The organism is Rhizobium sp. 01T417 (genome assembly GCF_056398905.1).
In genome coordinates, this window is record NZ_JBFTQH010000008.1 from 135,887 (window position 1) to 153,876 (window position 17,990).

Here is a 17,990-nt window from a genome sequence, read left to right on the forward strand (position 1 = left end):
CCGGACCTGTCGACCGGCCTCCGTTTGATTTTGGTGATCAGAGACGGCTGATCGTGTTCTCTTCGCCAACGATGGCGGTGACTGCTTCCTTGTACTGCTTCATCGCGGCTTCCGGTGTCAGTTCGCCTGAAACGACGGCCTCCGTCATGCGCTGGATTTCGGCGGAGACCTTGTTGTAATTGGCGTCGTTCGGTCGGGCTGTCGTCAACGGCAGCAGCGTCTTGGCGGTTTCCGTCAGGAACGGCGAATTCGGGATCGCGACATCGTCGCGAATGCGGATGGCCGGCTGGATATCCTGAAAAGCGGTGAGCTGTTCCTGGCTGTTCATGAAGGAGAGCAGCGCCCAGGACTCTTGCTGCGCGTCCGTATGCGGATTGATGACGAACCCGGTACCGCCGGAAATGGTGACGAAATCCTGGCCGCGCAGGCCACGGCCCGGCTGTTCGGACGGCATCTTCTTCCAAGTCATCACATTGTCGCGGTCCGCGACCCCAAATTCCGCGCCCGGCTTGGTAACGGAACGATAGAACCAGTCGCTTTCGATCAACATCGCCGTCTTGCCATCGCGGAAGTTCGCGAAGGTGCGGTTGCGGCCATCGCCAAGCATCTGGGCGCGTTGATCGCCAAGCTTGTCGTCGACATAGACGGTCTTGTAGAGATTAAGCGTGTCCAGAATGCCCTGGCTCGAAACGATATATTTGCCGCTCTCGTCAGTCACCTGCTCGCCGGTGCCGAGCAAAGCCATCCAGTAGCCCTGCATCGTGGTGGCTTCGCCCATCGAGACGCCGGCATTGATCTGTAGCGGGAAACTCGCCGGATCAGCCGCCTTTAGCTTACGGGCGGCGTCGAGCAGTTCGGCCCAGGACTTTGGCTGCCAGCCGTCGGCGTCAATACCTGCCTTCTTGAACAGGTCCTTGCGTACGAAGATCATACGGGCATCGGTGCCGAGCGCGATGCCATAGGGCTTGCCCTGATAGCTCATCAGCGCCTTGGTGCCGTCGGAAATATGGCCCCAGCCATCCCATTTTTCGACATCGGCGCCGCCGATCTCATCGAGCGGCTTCAGGAGGCCGCCCTGAACGAAGCTCGGAATGAGGAAGCCGTCGAAGCCGGAAACATCAGCGCCAGCGCCGGTGGAAAAGTCCAGCGCGAGCTGCTGGGTCAGCTGCTCGTCAGCTCCGCCGAATTGAGTGAGCTTGACGGTGACATCCTTGCCGTCTGCCTTCATCTTGGCGGTAAAGGCGGGAATGACCTTCTTCTCGATCCATTCCGCCATGCCGCTGTTGACGCCGCCGATGACGCAGCGGCAGGTGATGTTGAGTTCCGTCGCCGCCATGGCCTGGCTTGACAGCGCAATCGCCGCCGAAGCGCCCAACAACAGAAAACGTATGCTCTTGCGCATGTGAATTCCTCCCGAATTGGTCCGTTACCGGACAAGTTGGTTCGGTGCATTCGGACCGCCGGAACCCTCCTCCCGACGTGCCTCGCCTCACCCAGCCCTTAGAGTGAACACGTTTTCATTTTTGTCAACAGTGCCTTCGAAGCGAGAAATCAATTTTGACTCCACAAGTTCGCAAGTTGCGCGGCTGTCAGCAGGAATCGCATCGCTGGCCCTTGACGCGACTATTGTTTAGGTTCCAAAGTAGTGAACACGTTTTCATTTTGTTGATGCATTGATGACCGTACGACATGACAGAAAAAGCGCCCGTGCGACGGCGGACCTCGTGGCCCGAGAAGCGAATGTCTCGCGCGTCGCCGTGTCCCGCGCTTTCAATCCGAATGCATCGTTGAAGCCGGAAAAGCGCGACCGAATCCTGCAGATTGCCCGCGAACTGAATTACACGCCGGACATGGCGGCCCGATCGCTTGTTACGCGCCGCTCGCATCTGGTTGGCATGATCGTGCCTGATGTCTGTTCACCCTGGGAAAGCCAGGAGATCGACGCGCTGACGACGGCGCTGCAGGCCGAAGGCTTCGCCACCTTGCTGTTCAAGGCCAAGGCCGATTTCAGCATGGACCAGACACTGCTTACCTACATGCGCGGCTTCAACCCCGATTCTGTGATCGCCTTCACGGAAAATGTCGATGCCGACGTTTTGAGCGGCTTTCTCGACCGCGCCGTGCCGATCTACGTGATCTACGACGACGGTGCGCAATTTGCGGACACATCCTCCAGCCTTTACGACCGGCTGCTGGTGCGCCAGCGGGACGGTATCGAGCAAGCCGTTGCGCTGCTGCAGGGGTACGGTGTGCGTCGCGTTGCCTATCTCGGCGGCAAGCGCCAGTCGCTCGCCAACCGAGAGCGCGAGCTGATGATCACCAGGATCCTCGTCGAGCGCGGTATGCAGCCGCCGACAGTCATCGATGGCGATTATACCTACGATACCGCTTATCGGGCCACGCTCGACCTTTTCCGGGTCGAGGACGGTGCGGACGCGATCTTTGCCGCCAACGACGTCGGCGCATTCGGGGCGATTGATGCCCTGCGCCATGATCTTGGACTTTCGGTGCCGGGAGACGTCAGCGTCATCGGATTCGACGACATTCCGCAGTCGCATTGGAAAGCTTACAATCTCACCACCGTCCGGATCGATCTCGAGGACCGCGTCCGCGCCCTCGTTCGCCTCATTCTCCGGCGTCTGAGGAATCCCGACGACGGTCCATTGACCGAAACGCTCGGCACCAGGCTCGTCGTGCGTGGCACAGTGGGTTGATAGAAATTGATCGGCTGATTGAAATGGAAATGACAGAAAAGCGCGTGCATCTGGTCTTCAAGACGCATCTCGACATCGGCTTCACCGATCACGCGGAAAAGGTCCGCAAACAGTATCACGACCGGTTCATTCCTCAGGCAATCGAGACGGGCGCGCACTTCTTCGCCGAGAACCCGGATGAGCCGCGCTTCATCTGGACGACCGGCGCCTGGCTGATCTGGGATCATTTGAATTCTCGCTCGCCGGCAGAGGTCAAGCGTCTGGAACAGGCGATCGAGCATGGTCTCATCCGCTGGCACGGCCTGCCGTACACGACGCATACGGAACTGATGTCCCCGGCGCTTTTCCGTGCCGGCCTCTCCTATTCGCAGGAACTCGACCGCCGTTTTGGCAAGAGGACGATCGCCGCCAAGATGACCGATGTGCCGGGTCATACGCTCGGGATGGTGCCGATGCTCGCCGAGGCCGGCATTCGTTTCTTGCATCTGGGCGTCAACACAGCCTCTCCACCACCGAACGTGCCGGATGTCTTCCGCTGGCGAGCCCCTGGAGGCGAGGAGATCGTCGTCATGTACCAACGTTCCTATGGCGAGACCTATTTTCCGGAAGGCATGAGCGATGCACTGAGTTTTGCCCATACCAGCGACAACATCGGCCCGCAGAGCGTGGCTCAGACTGTGGACGTCTATCGCGAGATGCGCCACAAGGCGCCAACTGCTGTCATACGCGCCGCGACACTCGAAGATTACGGCGCAATCCTCTGGGATGCCCGCGAACGGTTCCCGGTGCTCGATATCGAACTCGGCGACAGCTGGATCCACGGAAGCGCCACGGATCCCCAAAAGACCGCCCGGTTCCTCGCATTGCAACGCCAGTATGACCGTTTCGCTGACGACGGGCTGACACCGAGCCGGCTCGCATTCGGGCGCGGCCTGGCTATGGTCGCCGAACACACGTGTGGCGTTGACATCAAGACCTATCTCCGGGACGACAAGGCCTGGTCGCGGAAGAACTTCGAAGTTGCGCGGGCATCCGACTACCGGTTTGCCTATTCGGAAGCTTCCTGGGCCGAGCAACGGGCCTATATCGACGAGGCTGTCTCGATGCTGGGGTGTGATGACCGCGAGGTTGCCGAAGCGGCCATTTCCAGGCTCGCCGCACCTGCCCTGCCAGCGATTTCGGCTCGGGCCGCAACGATCAGCGCCGGCCGATGGGAAGCTCATGTCGACCCGGTAACCGGAGATCTCACGGCCCTTGTCACGCCCGCCGGACGTACGATTGAAGGCCAAACTGACGCGGAGGGACGACGTTCTCTGATCGCATACCGCTACGAGAGCTATGACGCCGCCGACATGGCGCGGCATATGGACACCTATCTGACGCATCGGCAGGAATGGGCGATCCTCGACCACGACAAGCCGGGTCTTGCCGCTTCTGGAGCCGGTCTCTCCAAGGTCTTCGTGCCGGTGCTGACGGCTGCAGAGGGATCCTCCGCCGTCCTCTCCATGCCCAAACAGGCAAACGGGCAGTATGGCGCGCCGCCGATTTTGTCGCTGCATATGGAGGAGGGGGAGGGGTTGATTCTGACGTTCGTGTTGCGCGGCAAACCCGCGAACCGAATGCCGGAGGCAAGTTTCCTGTCTTTCACGCCGGCCGGCGCATCAGACTGGAGTTTCAACAAGATGGGCCTCTGGCACTCATCGGAGCGCATTGCCGAAGGTGGCGGGGCACAGCTTCAGGCGGTCGCTGCTGCGCGGGAGGCCTCCACTTTGACGATCGAGCCGCTGGATACACCGCTGGTGGCGCCGCAGAGCTGGGACTTCATGACCTTCTGCAAGACGCGCCCGAGCTTTGCAGAAGGCATCCGCTTCAATCTGCACAACAATAAGTGGGGAACCAATTTCCCCATGTGGTGCGAGGGCGATATCGTCGCCCGCTTCCGGATCACCGAATCCACCGGATACTGAAGTCTGCAAAGTGAGAAACTGGTCCGGCCCACCCGATCGGAATTCACCGGCACTGCAGCGCCCTGCTCTTAAAGAGCCTCAGTCTTCAAGTGTCCAGGATTGATGGTCCGGATCTCATCAAGATCGGAATCCTGGCTGAAGACACTTCACCGCCAAATCGAGGAACGCTCGTCGCTTCTGGTAGAGACAGACGCAGAGTATCGCAATACGTGACCAATCCGGCAAACCGCCGGCGATCTCGTCTGATTGCTTCCATGGTGTACGGCTCACCGGAGGGTCTTGTGGCTGATCGGATCGATCTCACTCGGATCGCGAGGTGTGCGTCGGAAAGTCCATAACCAGTTCATAGGCTGTGCTGCGCCCACCAGCCTCACCTTTTCGCAGGATCCCTTTCGCCAACAGGTCCGCAATATCGCGAGACGCTGTGTCCTGGGATGCGTTCGTCAATTTCGCCCATTTCGTCGATGTAAGCTTGCCTTCGAAGTTTCCTTCTAGGAATCGGTTAAGGACCTTGGCTTGTCGCGGATTGAGATCGCCTGTGGCATGGGCTTGCCAGAAATCATTCTTCAGCATGACGTTGTCGAGGGTTAGCAACGCGTCGCCGACAGCATTGCCCAGACGATCCAGGAACCACCCGATCCAGCTCGTGATATCGAGAGCTTCCTTGCTCGTGATTGACTGCAGGGCTTCATAGTAGCCGATGCGCGATCTCTCGATCGCTGCAGACATGGAGTAAAGTCTCTGAGCGCCGCCATCACCACGTGCGAGCGCCATGTCGGCGATTGCGCGGGTTATGCGGCCATTACCATCGCCGAAAGGGTGGATGGCGACGAACCAGAGGTGGGCGATCGCTGCTTTAACGAGAGGATCAAGGTCGCTCGATCCGTTGAACCATTCGAGGAAGGCTGACATTTCAGCGTCCATGCGATCTGCTGGTGGAGCAACATAGTGGACTTTCTCATGTCCGAATGCGCCGGACACGATTTCCATGCGGCCGCCTGAGTCGTCGCGCCAATCGCCGACGCGAAGCCGGTGCCCCCATTCGTTGCGGCCGGTCGGAAAAAGGGCCGCATGCCATTGAAACAGCCGCTCCGTGGTCAGTGGTTCCAAGCAATTGATTGTGGCGTCGAGCGTGATATGGACGATGCCCTCAACCGAGCGGTCGGGCGTCACGAATCCGTCGATATCGATACCGAGCCGCCGTGCCAGCGACGACCGCACCTGTTGTTCATCCAGCCGCTCTCCCTCGATCGCCGACGACTTGACGACGTCGTCGGTCAGCGCTCGCAGAAAGGCCGCCTCGCGCGTACGAAAGCCGAGGCTCTCCACACGGCCGATGAGGCGCCCCTGATCGAGGCGTACGGTTGCAAGTCTTGATGCAAGGTTATCGAGTTTCCATTCGAATCGCGGCCAGTAGGCAGACTGCCATATATAGGTCATGTCTCAAGATAAGGTACGAATGCGGAGAATGGCAAGCATAATCTCCGCATTTATGCGGATATTGTTGCCGTTAATCTCCGCATCTTACTACTGCACGTCATTTCGACCGATAGCGTCCGGTCTCACCGTGACAACTAATGTCTATGGTCGGGTGCGAGCAAAACGAACTCCAGCACCTTTGAGCGTCCGTCGGTCAGCGGAAATACTAGGTTTGGTAAATCTAGAACCTGGAAATCTGTGAGTCCCGTTACCGGTCATTGCCTAGCCTGGACAATTTGTTGTCAGAGGAAAAACAAAAACAAAGAGGTCATCGGTTCCAACCCGTTCACGGCAGCTATCTTGGATATTGCTCCACATTTCAACAGTTTCCTGTATGTAGGTTGTTCCTACATGGAGGCATTCTATGAGCATCACAAGTTTGTCTAGCCGGGAGCTGAACCACGACGTGAGTAGGGCAAAGAAGGCTGCCAAGAAAGGACCTGTAGTTATTACAGATCGCGGGAAGCCGTCACATGTGTTGATGACGTACAGCGAATTCCTGCGCCTGACCGGCAAGCGCCGGAATCTCGTCGATGCTCTTTCAATGCCTGGCTTGTCGACGATCGAGTTGGATCCGCCGAGAGCCGAAATTGCACCTCGCGAGGTCGATCTGTCTTGAAATACCTGCTGGATACAAACGTCGTCTCCGAGTTGCGCAAAGTTGGAGACTGTAAAACAGACGCTAATGTGACAAAGTGGGTCGGAGCGAAAGATTCGAATGACTTGTTCATTTCCGCGATTACGATCCTGGAAATTGAGCGCGGGATATTAACCATCAAACGTCGCGACGCCGCCCAGGGCTTTCGCTTGCGAGGATGGATGGATAGTCGTGTTCGCCCTGAATTCGCCGAGCGAGTTCTGCCAATCGATCACGCGATAGCGACGCGTTGTGCCCACTTACAGGCCGCCACAACGACGCTGATGCTTTGATCGCCGCTACCGCGCTGGTTCACGGTTTAGCTGTCGTCACGCGTAGTGTTCAGGATTTCGATGATACGGGCGTGATCGTCGTCGACCCGTGGCAAGACTGAACTCGGCGCGCGGGCGCCCGCTAGGGATGTCCGTTTAATTCCTCAGATCACCCCAGAGTTTTTTGTGATGGTATGGTCTGCGGTTCATATCCTTTCAACTGCGCCACGTTGAACGACGGGATCTCAGGTTCTGCTCTCAAGGCGACCCATTCAGATGGGCCTGACATCCGATTCATCAGGAAAGACCGTACCAGGCGCCGCGGCCGGCACCGTGCAGGATGAGGTGCCCTCGATCCACGAGTGCCTTGAGATGATCCTTGATGGTGTGACGGCTTGCATCGGTGATCCGGGCAGCCTCCGCGACCGTAATCCGGCCGTGCTCGCGCGCCAACTCGAGCAATGTGACGGATAATTCCGGCATGTCGGCGAGGATAATACGCTCGCGCTCCATTTTCTTCTCAAGCCGGGTCTTCTGTCGATGCAGGGCTCTCAAAAAGAACTCGATCCAGGGATTCCAGTCGGGCTCCGCGCTGCGGATCGTTCCCTGCGTGCGCCGAAGCGAGATGTAATAGCTCTCCTTGCTTTGCTCGATGATGCTCTCGAGCGAGCTGTAGGGAACGTAAGCGTAGCCGGCCCGCAGGAGCAGCAAGGTAGTCAGAATACGCGATAGGCGGCCATTGCCGTCCTGGAATGGATGGATTTCGAGGAAAACGACAACGAAGATTGCGATGGCCAAAAGTGGATGGAGCCGCTTTTCTTGCCCTTGCTCATCCAGCCAGGCGATCAGCTCTTCCATTCGACGCGGCGTATCGAACGGCGATGCCGTTTCGAAAACGATTCCGAGGCTCTCGCCCTGTTCGTTAAACGCTTCCACGTTGTTGGAGAGGATTTTGTAGGCGCCGCGATGCCGATCGTCCTTTGTCGAATGCGCAAGAAGGTCGCGGTGGAGCTGACGGATATGATTCTCGGTGAACGAAATAGCTTCGTACGCACTGAAGATGGTCTCCATCACCTCCGCATAGCCGACAACCTCTTGCGCGTCGCGTGTCGTAAACGACGCTAGGCGAATGTTTGCCAGCAGCTTTTCGACCTCTCGGTCGGTGAGGCGTGCCCCTTCAATACGGGTAGAGGAACCGACGCTTTCGATCGTGGCGACACGCCGGAGGCTGGACAGCCGCTCAGGCGCGATCCGGCCTATAGCACGCCAAGCACCTTTGAATTCGTCGATTTCGGCGATCAGCGACAGGATTTCGGGCGTGATCCTGACGGTCGCCGTGTTTAGAATTTCCATTCCCCCATCCATTTCCATCCATTTCCTGAGACACTGTCATGCACTATTTATCCATCCATTTCCATCCAATTTTACGAGATAGTTTGTTCAGGTCTGTCAGTTGATCGCGCTAGATGACTGGCCAGACTTCACTCGATCGGATCCAGACTTTTGCGTGAGAAGTGAAGATGTCCGAGGACGACAGAAATTCTAGACGGTCCTCCCATGTCATCGGCATGGCACTGGCGGCCGAGGACTTGGCTCACGACTTCGTCAGTCGACGGCTTTCCCAAGTCTAGGAGTTTGATACAAATCCTCGGATAATAGAGTCTATGCTCCGAGTTTTTGTATCAATGCCGGCGTCCATCACGCAACGCCAAATCGCCCGTTCCGGCGCGAGCGCGGCACGCGCTGCCTTCGAAAAGGTGATGACGATCCACAGGCGGATCTTCGACAGGTGGACGCCAACAAGGACGGCAAGGTCGCGCCCGAAGAGATGCAGACGTTCTGGCAGCAATAGGCTTCGGAACGACGACCGGGATGATCGACGATCGCGCTATTCGGCTGGCGCGACCGCGATCCGTTGCCAAGACGACGAACGGTCATGTGACTTTCTGATCCTGCTTGCCCAGACGTTCCAGATGTACCTGCGGCGAGGTATCATTCGAAGGCGTTGGGCGCGATGCTTAGACTCGCTGACGCCCTTGGCGAGAACATAGGAGCCGGCCGATGACAAGCATACGAAATCCAAAGGACGCCTGACATGGGCGCGACATCACGCCCGAGAACAACCGGTGTGGGACAATTCCTCGATCTTCAGCAGCAGCGCGATTGGATAGCGGGGAAGATCGACTTGTTGGACGCGGACGAGCGCCAAGAGTCCCTTGAACAGCGCTTCAAATATGTCGCTCGATTTGAGAAGCTCCTCAATCGCCCGCAAGCGAGGGAACTGCTGGAGATTCTAGGGCTTTACGGTCCAAACTGCATTCCGATCATGCGCAAGACCGAGCGCCACTACTGGTCGGTTTCCTGTCTCCCATCCACCTCGGACAAGCCGCTCGTGCGCGTCAATGCGAGCTGGATGGAGCTCTTCACGCTCTATGCCCACGGAGACGACATCCGCGCCCGATTCATCGTCCATCTTTCGGATTTCACTACAGATGGTTCAGCAACACCGAGCCGGGTGGACGAACACTTTCTCGAGCAAAGTGTCGCGATGCCAGAGCACGTCAGTTACTTCTTCCCGCGTGGTGCGGATATTTTCGGCATCAATGTGCGCGGTTCTGTCTCGATCCGCAAATTTCTCACAAGCCGCCGCGTACTGAGCGCCATTCGCACGTTCAATCTGACGCACATGAACCGGGGGCGGAACGCCTATCAGGCGAGTCACTGCTACAGCGTGGCCGATTACATGCAGGCAATTTGAGGGGCTCACCAACGCACGCCTTCCTGACGGACTTACCGTCGCCGTCCCATTTCGCGAGATCGAGAACGAATTGTCCAACCTAGCAGGCCGATTTTGGATCAATTGGTTCGGACGATGTCAGCTGGCTTTTGGGCTATGATCGCGTAGCGATGCTGAAGGCCTCGTGCGATGGCTTTGAAGAAGCCGAAATACCGCGACTGCGCCTTATGGATCTTCCGCAGGTTAGTGTCGGCCACAACGGGGGAGAAACCGGTTGCTTTCAGCATGCGGGAAACCGCATCGACCCGTGCGCCTCCAGAAAAATGGACACGCGACAGGATACTCTCATGCATGCTGGCCATGGTGGCGGGGGCATGGGGTGCCTGTGTCTTGATGAGGTTCGTCCGTTCGAGGAAGGTTGCGAAACGCTTGATGAGCCGCTCTGCAAGGCCCGTGTTGACGAAATCCCCGTCGATGATCAGCAGCTTCCCGCCCGGCTTCAGAACGCGCAGCCATTCCGCAAAACAGGCTTCGGGGTCAACCAGCGTCCACACAAGGTGGCGGGTGATGATAACGTCGTAGCTGTCGTCGGCCTCAAGCGTGTTCTCTGCATCGCCAACGTGAAAGCGGATCGCCCGTCCCCGCGATGCCGCCTTGGCGCGTGCCCGCTCCAGCATGGCTTCCGACCAGTCGATGCCGGTAACTTGGTAGCCGAGATCGTCCATCAGGTGGGAGATCACACCGGTGCCGCTGGCAAGGTCGAGGGCCTTGCGGCCATCGCCGCGGCCGAGATGCCGCCCGATCAGTGCGTGCCAGGCCGCACGCTCCCCCTCGGAGAAAATTTCGTGGCCCGGCGACTGGTCGAACGTTGCCGCGCGTTCGGACCAATAGGCCTTGATCTCATCCCGCAAGGTGAAATTGGCGCTGTCTGCCATTCGATCGCTCTGCATGTTCCGTCCTTATCTCAGCTTCGAATGCTTCTAAAAGATAAATCTTGACTATGAAAGTCATCAAATAATAAGTGCCATCAGTTTCCACTGGAGATTCAAGCATGCGCTTTTCTGGCAAGTCGGCAATGATCGCCCTTGGCGTTCTCGCGTCCACAGTGCTGCCCGCGATCGCCGATCCCGTCGTTGTGAGGGACGTGACGGGCCGCGACGTCGAAGTCAATGTGCCGGTAAAGCACGCAATCCTCGGCGAAGGTCGGCAGATCTATTTCCTTGCCGTGCTCGACAGGGACAACCCGTTCCAGCACGTCGTCGGCTGGCGCGACGACCTGCCGAAGGCGGACCCGGAATCCTACGCGGCCTATCTCGCAAAATACCCTGGCATCGCCAAGCTGCCGACCTTCGGCGGTATGAAGGATGGCACGTTCGATATCGAACAGGCAGTAGCCTTGAAACCCGACGTCATCCTGATGAATGTTGATGCCAAGACAGCTACGGAAGAGGCCGGCTATATCGACAAGCTCGCCAAGGTCGGCATTCCCCTGGTCTATGTCGACTTCCGGGAAAAGCCGATGGAAAACACCGAGCCTAGCATGCGTATCATGGGCATGCTGATGGGCAAGGAGAAGGTCGCCGACGACTTCATCACCTTCCGCGCCGACGCCATCAAGAAGGTCACGGATGTCCTGGAGAAGAGTAACCCCGCAAAGCCGGTCGTCTTCATGGAGCGCGCGGGCGGCTATTCTGATGATTGCTGCATGTCCTTCGGCAGCGAGAATTTCGGCAAGATGGTCGAGCTGGCCGGCGGCATCAATATGGCAAAGGACATCATTCCAGGCACCTTCGGCACGGTGAACCCGGAACAGATCATCGCCTCCAATCCTGATCAGGTCATCATCACCGGCGGCATGTGGGAAGGCTATGTGCCTGGTGGCAACTGGGTCGGCGTCGGCTATGGCGCAGATATAGCCGAAGCGCACCGCAAGCTGGAAAACCTGACGAAACGCCCAGCCTTTACCGGCATTAAGGCGGTCAAGGATGGCAATGTCCATGCCATCTGGCACCAGTTCTACAACAATCCCTACCAGTTCGTCGCAATCCAGCAGATCGCCAAGTGGCTGCACCCCGACCTGTTCAACGGACTCGATCCGGAAGCAACCTTCAAGGAGCTTCACGCGCGCTTCCTGCCGCTCGACTACAAGCCAGGCTACTTCGTCTCGTTGAAGGGCGAATAGGCGATGAGCGTTTCGACGATCGAAACGAAGGTGACGGGGCGCGATCAATATCGCGCCCTTGCCTTTCGGCGCATCCTCATCCTTGCAGGTCTTGTCGTCGCGCTTGCGGCAAGCATGGCTGCCGACATGGCATTGGGCCCCGCGAATTACAGTCTTGCTGAGGTGCTGTCGGCGCTCGCTTCCCCGGAGGCTGCCGGTGACCAGCTGCGTGTCGTCATCTGGGATATCCGAATGCCGATTGCGCTGATGGCGATGACGGTCGGCGCGTCGCTCTCGGTGGCAGGTGCGCAGATGCAGACGATCCTTTCGAACCCGCTCGCCAGTCCCTTCACGCTCGGCATTTCGGCGGCCGCCAGCTTTGGCGCGGCGCTGGGGCTCGTTGCAGGTGTCGCCATTTTTCCGGGCGCGGTTCAATACATGGTTCCGGTCAATGCCTTCGTCATGGCGATGGTGGCCGCGCTCTTCATCCATTTCGCATCGACGCTGCGCGGTGTTACGGTCGAGACGATCGTGCTGCTTGGCATCGCCCTCGTCTTCACGTTCAATGCCGCCCTGTCGCTTCTCGAATACCTCGCCTCCGAACAGGCGCTCGCCGCAGTCGTGTTCTGGACCATGGGAAGCCTTACCAAAGCGACGTGGGACAAAGTCTTCGTCACCGGCGCCATTCTCATCGTGACGCTACCGCTCTTCGTGCGCAACGCCTGGGCGTTAACAGCCCTGAGGCTCGGGGACGACAAGGCGGCGAGCATGGGCGTCAATGTCCGGCGCCTGCGCCTTCACACCATGCTTGTCGTCAGCTTGCTTGCCGCCATTCCTGTCTCCTTCGTCGGGACGATCGGCTTTGTCGGCCTCGTCGGCCCCCATATCGCGCGCATGGTCGTGGGAGAGGACCAGCGGTTCTTTCTGCCCGGTTCCGTGATCTGCGGTGCGCTGCTGCTCTCGGCGACGTCGGTCGTCAGCAAGGTCCTGATCCCCGGCGCCATCCTGCCGATCGGCGTCATCACCGCGCTTGTCGGCGTTCCTTTCTTCTTCGTCCTGATTTTCTCAAACCGGAGGCGAGCATGGTAAGCCTAGTGCTTAAGGATCTCGGCGCCAGCTATGGCCGCACGACGGTTCTGTCCAAGGTCGCAATCGAGCTCTTGACGCCCGGTTCCACCACGGCGGTGATCGGCCCGAATGCGGCCGGCAAGTCGACGCTCTTCAAGCGAATCGCCGGTCTAATTTCCGGCCCCGGTGTCGTGCAGCTTTCGGATGTGACGCGCGGCGACCGGGCGATCTGCTACATGCCGCAGGACACCGGCTCGAATGCCGTGCTGACGGTCTACGAGTCGCTCCTGCTTGCTACAAAACAGGGCGGCGGGTGGCGGGTAAAGGACGAAGAGCTTTTCGAGATCGACGCGATCCTGAAGGCGTTGCGTATCGAAGACCTTGCCTTCCGGGGGCTAGACGCCCTGTCGGGCGGCCAGCGACAGCTCGTCTCGCTCGGCCAGGCGCTGGTGCGCCAACCCGAGGTCTTGCTGATGGACGAGCCGACCTCGGCCCTCGACCTCCATCGCCAGATCGATGTATTGGAATTCGTCGTCGATCTTGCCAGCCGCACCGGCATGATCGTGCTCATTGCACTCCATGATCTCAATCACGCCTTGCGCTATTGCACAAACACGATCGTTATCGCCAATGGGGAAATGACCTCGAGCGGCGCGACCGCTGACGTGATCACATCGAAAATGCTGCGTGACATCTATCGTGTGGATGCCCGCATCGAATCCTGCTCGCGCGGGCGGCCCGTGGTCATCGTCGATGGGGCGCTCTCATCAAGTTGATGCTGGCGCGAAACGACGGGAGCACTCTGATCGCAAATCAGAACTGCTCGCTTTGCGCAGGCGCGATGAGCATTTTCGCTTCAAACAGGCTATTCGACGACCTGACCTTCGAGTCACTTGCGTGCGGCGATCGCGATGATCGCAGTGGTCTGGTGGCAGGTCATCGAAACCTCCGGCATGACACTGATGTCCGGCCTTGAGCGCATCGACACAGGCCGTGGCTTTGGGCCGAGTTCTCAACATCGCCCAGTCTGTCGAGGTATATCCCATTGACATATCCCGTTCGCGAAACTAAATGGGATATGGCTTGTTTGCGGAGGATAAGAAATGGAACAAGGTGCAGTGTTTCAAAGCAATCGTAGCCAGGCCGTTCGGTTGCCGAAGGCCGTCGCTCTGCCTGATGATGTAAAGCGCGTCGACATTGTCGCAGTTGGACGCACGAGGATTATCGCCCCTGCCGGAGAAGTTTGGGACAGCTGGTTCGAAGGCGAAGCGGCTACCTCGGATTTTATGACCGAACGGGATCAACCGGCCTTGCAGGAGCGTGACGCTTTTTAATGCTGAAGTACATGCTGGATACAAACATCTGTATCTTTACGGTGAAGAACCGCCCGCAGCAGGTGCGCGAGGCGTTCAACCGACACCATGGTCAACTCTGCATTAGCTCCATCAGTCTGATGGAACTAATCTATGGAGCAGAGAAGTCAGCCGCCCCAGAGCGGAATCTGTCGGTCGTCGAAGGCTTTGCCGCACGGCTCGAGGTCCTTCCATATGACGAGATGGCAGCAAGCCATACAGGACAATTGCGTGCAGAACTTGCACGCGGCGGCACCCCGATCGGGCCTTACGACCAGTTGATCGCCGGTCACGCCCGTTCGCGGGGGCTGATACTGGTCACGAACAATCGGCGTGAGTTTGATCGCGTGCCTGGCTTACGTGTCGAGGACTGGACAGCCTAGGCGCTTTGAATGACCACGACGGGCGAACTAAATCCGCCGAGTGTGAATCGAGGTCGCCTTGCTGAAACGGCCGAGAGCGTTTCCATCGGGCTCGATGTACCAGGAACGCTCGGCGATATCGTAATTGTATTCGTCGACCTTAACCCAGCAGCGCTTCAGGTCGCTCAAGCCGGCTCGGCTTGCTTCCGTCTCAGGAACTTCAATGGCGGCGCGATCCGACTGCGGTGGCTGCGTAGTAACAGCAAGAAGAGCAAGGTGCGTGAGGCCGTCCTTGACGCTACGGTCCGCGACGACGACGCAGGTCGGGCGCGACTTGAGTCTATCTATCTCACTGCGGTCGTTCGATAAGGAAGGCGATGATCTGGCCGAGGAGAAATTCACGACTCATCGCCGTAACCTTCGCCACGCGCCAGACGATCGATTTCCGCGTCAAACAGCTCTATATGCTCTGCGGGCATTTCCGACGCACGATGTACTTTGCGAGTATCGCCGCCGGTGCGCAGACGCTCGTAATGATCGTAGCTCATAAGGACAAAGCGCGGCTTGCTATGCTTGGTCAGGACGACCGGCTCGCGGCTGGCAGCATCGGTGACATCACCAACCTGTTTATTGAGGTCACCCGTCGTGAACTGGCGCATGGAACGAACTCCGATTGGGATTTCCCGAATATCCAGATTTTCTATATTTGCAAGAAAAGCCGCTTAAGTGCTGCGTCAGTCATCCCAGACCGCATGCCAAGCCGACGGGTTTGTCAGCGAGATTGCCGGTGGCTCCCTTCTCGGGGAGACGTGGACCGGCCCCAACCCCGTCATGCATCGCGGCGGGTCTCAGTGTTTCAGTTCCGCCAGGGTGGAGCACGTGAAGTTTCGTGGCTGAGCGATAGCCAAGCTTGCCATAACTCATCAAAGCAGATAATCATGAGTTATAGAAAGGTTGTCTATAGCTCATGCAATGGAACTGGCAGAACGCCGATTGGCCGATTTTCAGGTACGACGTTGCAAGCTTGATCCCATTGGAGCAGAAATTCCTGCAGTCCGCCGGCGAGGTCTTCGGGGCTGTTCGGCATTTCAATGAGGACGACAGTAGTCAGCTTCGTATTGAACTGTTGAGTGACGAGGCGATCAAAACCTCAGAGATCGAGGGAGAGTTTCTCGATCGCGCAAGTGTCCAATCATCACTCCGCCGACAGTTCGGGCTCAACACAGATGACCGACAGGTTCGCCCCCAAGAGCGGGGGATCGCCGAGATGATGGCGGATGTCTATCGAAACTGGCATCAGCCGCTGCATCACGAGGAGCTGTTCCATTGGCACTCAATGCTGATGGCCGGAAATCGAAGCATTGAAACGGTGGGCGCTTACCGCCTGCATGCCGACGCCATGCAGATCGTGTCAGGCCGACTGGACAAGCCGACAATACATTTTGAGGCTCCCCCATCTCGCCAGGTTGCCGCTGAGATGGAGAGCTTCACCGCATGGTTCAATCAATTTGGACCAAGCGGTCAAACACCACTTCAGGCTTTGACGCGTGCAGCGGTCGGCCATCTTTACTTTGAAAGCATACATCCATTTGAAGACGGCAACGGCCGCATTGGGCGCGCGCTCGCCGAGAAGTCCCTGGCTCAAAATATAGGGCAGCCCAGCCTGATCTCACTTGCCTTCACAATCGAGAAAAACAGAAAGGCCTATTATTCCGAGCTCGAGCGCCACCAGCGTACACTCGATATCACTGGCTGGGTCTTTTTTTTCTCAGAAACGATCCTGGCCGCCCAACAGGCGACGCTTGAGCGCATAGATTTCTTCATTCAGAAAACAAAGTTTTACAACCGGTTTAGAGGCCGCCTGAACGAGCGGCAAGAAAAGGTAATCGCGCGATTTTTCAAAGAGGGAACAGCGGGTTTTAAGGGAGGCCTAAGCGCGGAGAACTACATTTCGATTACAGCCACATCCCGCGCAACAGCCACACGCGACCTTCAGCAACTCGTAGAGATCGGTGCCCTTACACGCACGGGCGAACGTCGGCATACACGTTACGCGCTGCTGCTGCAGAACTAAATTCGCCGTGTGAGCTTGATCGAAGTCGGTATCCCGCCGAACGACCGTTCGATTCCGCTCAAGACCGCTACGCTGAGGAAAATCAGCTTGATATTTCCTGAGCGACAATCTTGGCTCGCAGCTCAACGAGCGCTGCATCTACACCGATGGTCATGAGAGGGCCTGTCACACAAGTTGATCCCTCCTTCGACCGCATCAATCGATCGCAGTTCTTCTTCGATCGAACTTGCCCAATGAGTGTCGACGTGACTCGCTGCGTCACGCAGTACCAAAGCCAGCGGCAGTTGGCCAAGGCTGACCGGGCCTGCCGGCGATCGCGTTCAACGAAATCGGAAAATGTGGCGCTCCGAGAGCGTTTCTAAGCTTGGCACATTTGGCACCATCACGGGAAGCTCAAGTCCAAACCTAGCATCCTGCTAAAGGTAAAGGCGACTAGCCCCGCGCCTATTACTGCTAGCATGAAGACTGCAGCCATCTTGCCGCAGGTGCGTAGCATAGCTTGCGTTTCCCCCTTCTCCCCCTGATCGTAGTGCCACTTGATGGCGAAGAACATCGCGATGCCTAACGCCAGTAGCTTAAAAGTAACGAAGACTATAGGTACCCAATCCATAATGAAGGCTCTCATGTGCATCGTGACGACCAACTTTGAAACCGTGCGCAAGCACCCTGGCTTCCGGTTTGACGCGTCAGCGCGGTTTCAATTCGGTCTGCGATTGCTGGTGTCGATATCAACCGCGCTCGGTGTGCGATTGTGCGGCTCCCATCGACCCTAGTCGGGGTCGATCATTCCCTCTTTTGCGTTGAAGCAGAACCGGCTGCTGATAAGCCAGCCTTTCAACGCCCGAAGGGGCAGAAGACAAGCGAGAAGCACGGGCGGGAAAGCGGCGAAGAGGTGGACCCAGATAGAAGGCGAATAAGCAACCTGGATCCGCCACGCCAGCGCAACACCTGTTACCCATATGAAGCAAATTACAAAGAACGCAAGTCTATCCGCCGGCRCTGCCAACGAACGATCGGGGCCACAAACTTCGCATTTAGGCTTCACAGTTGGAAAGCCAACATAACGCTGGCTTTGCTCGCACTGGGGGCACAGCCCTCGCAATTCAGCTTTGATTGACGAGAGCGGAGGCCATTGGTTGGTCATTTTCGTGCGTTCCAAGAATTGAT

16 protein-coding genes and 2 pseudogenes are annotated in these 17,990 nt (G+C 57.9%); 11 read left to right on the top strand and 7 right to left on the bottom strand.

Translation table 11 applies throughout. From position 1 onward, the window contains the following. Positions 1–37 precede the first annotated feature (37 nt). Positions 38–1,402, bottom strand: coding sequence for an extracellular solute-binding protein (locus AC1DPR_RS11385; protein ID WP_477816354.1), 1,365 nt, complete (start codon positions 1,400–1,402; stop codon positions 38–40). 274 nt (positions 1,403–1,676) lie between these two features. Here AC1DPR_RS11385 and AC1DPR_RS11390 point away from each other — a divergent pair, with 274 nt between their 5' ends. Together AC1DPR_RS11390 and AC1DPR_RS11395 are read left to right on the top strand one after the other, a co-directional pair. Then, positions 1,677–2,714 (top strand): LacI family DNA-binding transcriptional regulator, encoded by a 1,038-nt coding sequence (locus AC1DPR_RS11390; RefSeq protein ID WP_477816355.1) that lies wholly within the window; start codon positions 1,677–1,679, stop codon positions 2,712–2,714. Between the two features lie 29 nt (positions 2,715–2,743). Next, positions 2,744–4,681, top strand: coding sequence for a DUF5054 domain-containing protein (locus AC1DPR_RS11395; RefSeq protein WP_477816356.1), 1,938 nt, complete (start codon positions 2,744–2,746; stop codon positions 4,679–4,681). Between the two features lie 300 nt (positions 4,682–4,981). On the opposite strand, the gene AC1DPR_RS11400 is transcribed toward AC1DPR_RS11395, so the two are convergent. Next, positions 4,982–6,121, bottom strand: a complete 1,140-nt coding sequence (locus AC1DPR_RS11400; RefSeq protein WP_477816357.1) for a Fic family protein — start codon at positions 6,119–6,121, stop codon at positions 4,982–4,984. Positions 6,122–6,524: 403 nt separating this feature from the next. Between AC1DPR_RS11400 and AC1DPR_RS11405 the strand changes: the two genes are divergently transcribed. Continuing rightward, positions 6,525–6,779 carry a type II toxin-antitoxin system prevent-host-death family antitoxin gene (locus AC1DPR_RS11405; protein ID WP_477816358.1) on the top strand — a complete coding sequence of 85 codons (255 nt, stop codon included), beginning with the start codon at positions 6,525–6,527 and terminating at the stop codon, positions 6,777–6,779. Continuing rightward, positions 6,776–7,191, top strand: a pseudogene (locus AC1DPR_RS11410) (PIN domain-containing protein). Before AC1DPR_RS11405 ends, AC1DPR_RS11410 begins: the two are co-directional and overlap by 4 nt. Before the next feature lie 175 nt (positions 7,192–7,366). Here AC1DPR_RS11410 and AC1DPR_RS11415 read toward each other — a convergent pair. Next, complete coding sequence (locus AC1DPR_RS11415; RefSeq protein WP_477816359.1) at positions 7,367–8,422, bottom strand: Fic family protein; 1,056 nt, start codon at positions 8,420–8,422, stop codon at positions 7,367–7,369. 742 nt (positions 8,423–9,164) lie between these two features. On the opposite strand from AC1DPR_RS11415, the gene AC1DPR_RS11420 reads away from it, so the two are divergent. Continuing rightward, on the top strand, positions 9,165–9,827 hold the full coding sequence (locus AC1DPR_RS11420; protein ID WP_477816360.1) for a hypothetical protein: 663 nt from the start codon (positions 9,165–9,167) through the stop codon (positions 9,825–9,827). Between the two features lie 98 nt (positions 9,828–9,925). Here the strand turns inward: AC1DPR_RS11420 and AC1DPR_RS11425 are convergent, their stop codons facing one another. After that, positions 9,926–10,756 (bottom strand): class I SAM-dependent methyltransferase, encoded by an 831-nt coding sequence (locus AC1DPR_RS11425; protein WP_477816361.1) that lies wholly within the window; start codon positions 10,754–10,756, stop codon positions 9,926–9,928. 101 nt (positions 10,757–10,857) lie between these two features. Here AC1DPR_RS11425 and AC1DPR_RS11430 point away from each other — a divergent pair, with 101 nt between their 5' ends. From AC1DPR_RS11430 to vapC, 5 genes are all read left to right on the top strand, one after another. After that, positions 10,858–11,988, top strand: a complete 1,131-nt coding sequence (locus tag AC1DPR_RS11430; RefSeq protein ID WP_477816362.1) for an ABC transporter substrate-binding protein — start codon at positions 10,858–10,860, stop codon at positions 11,986–11,988. 3 nt (positions 11,989–11,991) lie between these two features. Next, the gene (locus AC1DPR_RS11435) at positions 11,992–13,056 is read left to right on the top strand and encodes a FecCD family ABC transporter permease (RefSeq protein ID WP_477816363.1); all 1,065 of its coding nucleotides are present in this window, start codon (positions 11,992–11,994) and stop codon (positions 13,054–13,056) included. Then, positions 13,050–13,811, top strand: coding sequence for an ABC transporter ATP-binding protein (locus tag AC1DPR_RS11440; RefSeq protein WP_477816364.1), 762 nt, complete (start codon positions 13,050–13,052; stop codon positions 13,809–13,811). Before AC1DPR_RS11435 ends, AC1DPR_RS11440 begins: the two co-directional genes overlap by 7 nt. Before the next feature lie 327 nt (positions 13,812–14,138). Next, complete coding sequence (gene vapB / locus AC1DPR_RS11445) at positions 14,139–14,369, top strand: type II toxin-antitoxin system VapB family antitoxin (RefSeq protein WP_007788143.1); 231 nt, start codon at positions 14,139–14,141, stop codon at positions 14,367–14,369. Beyond that, positions 14,369–14,770, top strand: coding sequence for a type II toxin-antitoxin system tRNA(fMet)-specific endonuclease VapC (gene vapC, locus AC1DPR_RS11450; RefSeq protein WP_477816365.1), 402 nt, complete (start codon positions 14,369–14,371; stop codon positions 14,768–14,770). Before vapB ends, vapC begins: the two co-directional genes overlap by 1 nt. A 27-nt stretch (positions 14,771–14,797) precedes the next feature. Here vapC and AC1DPR_RS11455 read toward each other — a convergent pair. Beyond that, a pseudogene (locus AC1DPR_RS11455) lies at positions 14,798–15,158 on the bottom strand (hypothetical protein). Next, entirely contained in the window at positions 15,148–15,408 is a 261-nt protein-coding gene (locus AC1DPR_RS11460; RefSeq protein ID WP_477816366.1) for a type II toxin-antitoxin system prevent-host-death family antitoxin, read from the bottom strand. Before AC1DPR_RS11460 ends, AC1DPR_RS11455 begins: the two are co-directional and overlap by 11 nt. Before the next feature lie 308 nt (positions 15,409–15,716). Here AC1DPR_RS11460 and AC1DPR_RS11465 point away from each other — a divergent pair, with 308 nt between their 5' ends. After that, entirely contained in the window at positions 15,717–16,823 is a 1,107-nt protein-coding gene (locus AC1DPR_RS11465) for a Fic family protein (RefSeq protein WP_477816367.1), read from the top strand. A 769-nt stretch (positions 16,824–17,592) separates the two neighbouring features. Here the strand turns inward: AC1DPR_RS11465 and AC1DPR_RS11470 are convergent. Continuing rightward, complete coding sequence (locus AC1DPR_RS11470; protein WP_477816368.1) at positions 17,593–17,967, bottom strand: DUF983 domain-containing protein; 375 nt, start codon at positions 17,965–17,967, stop codon at positions 17,593–17,595. Positions 17,968–17,990 lie beyond the last annotated feature (23 nt).

Coding starts and splice junctions, on each gene's coding strand:
- AC1DPR_RS11385 (WP_477816354.1), bottom strand. CDS start 1,402: ATGCGCAAGAGCATACGTTTTCTGTTGTTGGGCGCTTCGGCGGCGATT.
- AC1DPR_RS11395 (WP_477816356.1), top strand. CDS start 2,744: ATGACAGAAAAGCGCGTGCATCTGGTCTTCAAGACGCATCTCGACATC.
- AC1DPR_RS11390 (WP_477816355.1), top strand. CDS start 1,677: ATGACCGTACGACATGACAGAAAAAGCGCCCGTGCGACGGCGGACCTC.
- AC1DPR_RS11405 (WP_477816358.1), top strand. CDS start 6,525: ATGAGCATCACAAGTTTGTCTAGCCGGGAGCTGAACCACGACGTGAGT.
- vapC (WP_477816365.1), top strand. CDS start 14,369: ATGCTGAAGTACATGCTGGATACAAACATCTGTATCTTTACGGTGAAG.
- AC1DPR_RS11465 (WP_477816367.1), top strand. CDS start 15,717: ATGCAATGGAACTGGCAGAACGCCGATTGGCCGATTTTCAGGTACGAC.
- AC1DPR_RS11460 (WP_477816366.1), bottom strand. CDS start 15,408: ATGCGCCAGTTCACGACGGGTGACCTCAATAAACAGGTTGGTGATGTC.
- AC1DPR_RS11400 (WP_477816357.1), bottom strand. CDS start 6,121: ATGACCTATATATGGCAGTCTGCCTACTGGCCGCGATTCGAATGGAAA.
- AC1DPR_RS11430 (WP_477816362.1), top strand. CDS start 10,858: ATGCGCTTTTCTGGCAAGTCGGCAATGATCGCCCTTGGCGTTCTCGCG.
- AC1DPR_RS11435 (WP_477816363.1), top strand. CDS start 11,992: ATGAGCGTTTCGACGATCGAAACGAAGGTGACGGGGCGCGATCAATAT.
- vapB (WP_007788143.1), top strand. CDS start 14,139: ATGGAACAAGGTGCAGTGTTTCAAAGCAATCGTAGCCAGGCCGTTCGG.
- AC1DPR_RS11440 (WP_477816364.1), top strand. CDS start 13,050: ATGGTAAGCCTAGTGCTTAAGGATCTCGGCGCCAGCTATGGCCGCACG.
- AC1DPR_RS11425 (WP_477816361.1), bottom strand. CDS start 10,756: ATGCAGAGCGATCGAATGGCAGACAGCGCCAATTTCACCTTGCGGGAT.
- AC1DPR_RS11420 (WP_477816360.1), top strand. CDS start 9,165: ATGGGCGCGACATCACGCCCGAGAACAACCGGTGTGGGACAATTCCTC.
- AC1DPR_RS11415 (WP_477816359.1), bottom strand. CDS start 8,422: ATGGAAATTCTAAACACGGCGACCGTCAGGATCACGCCCGAAATCCTG.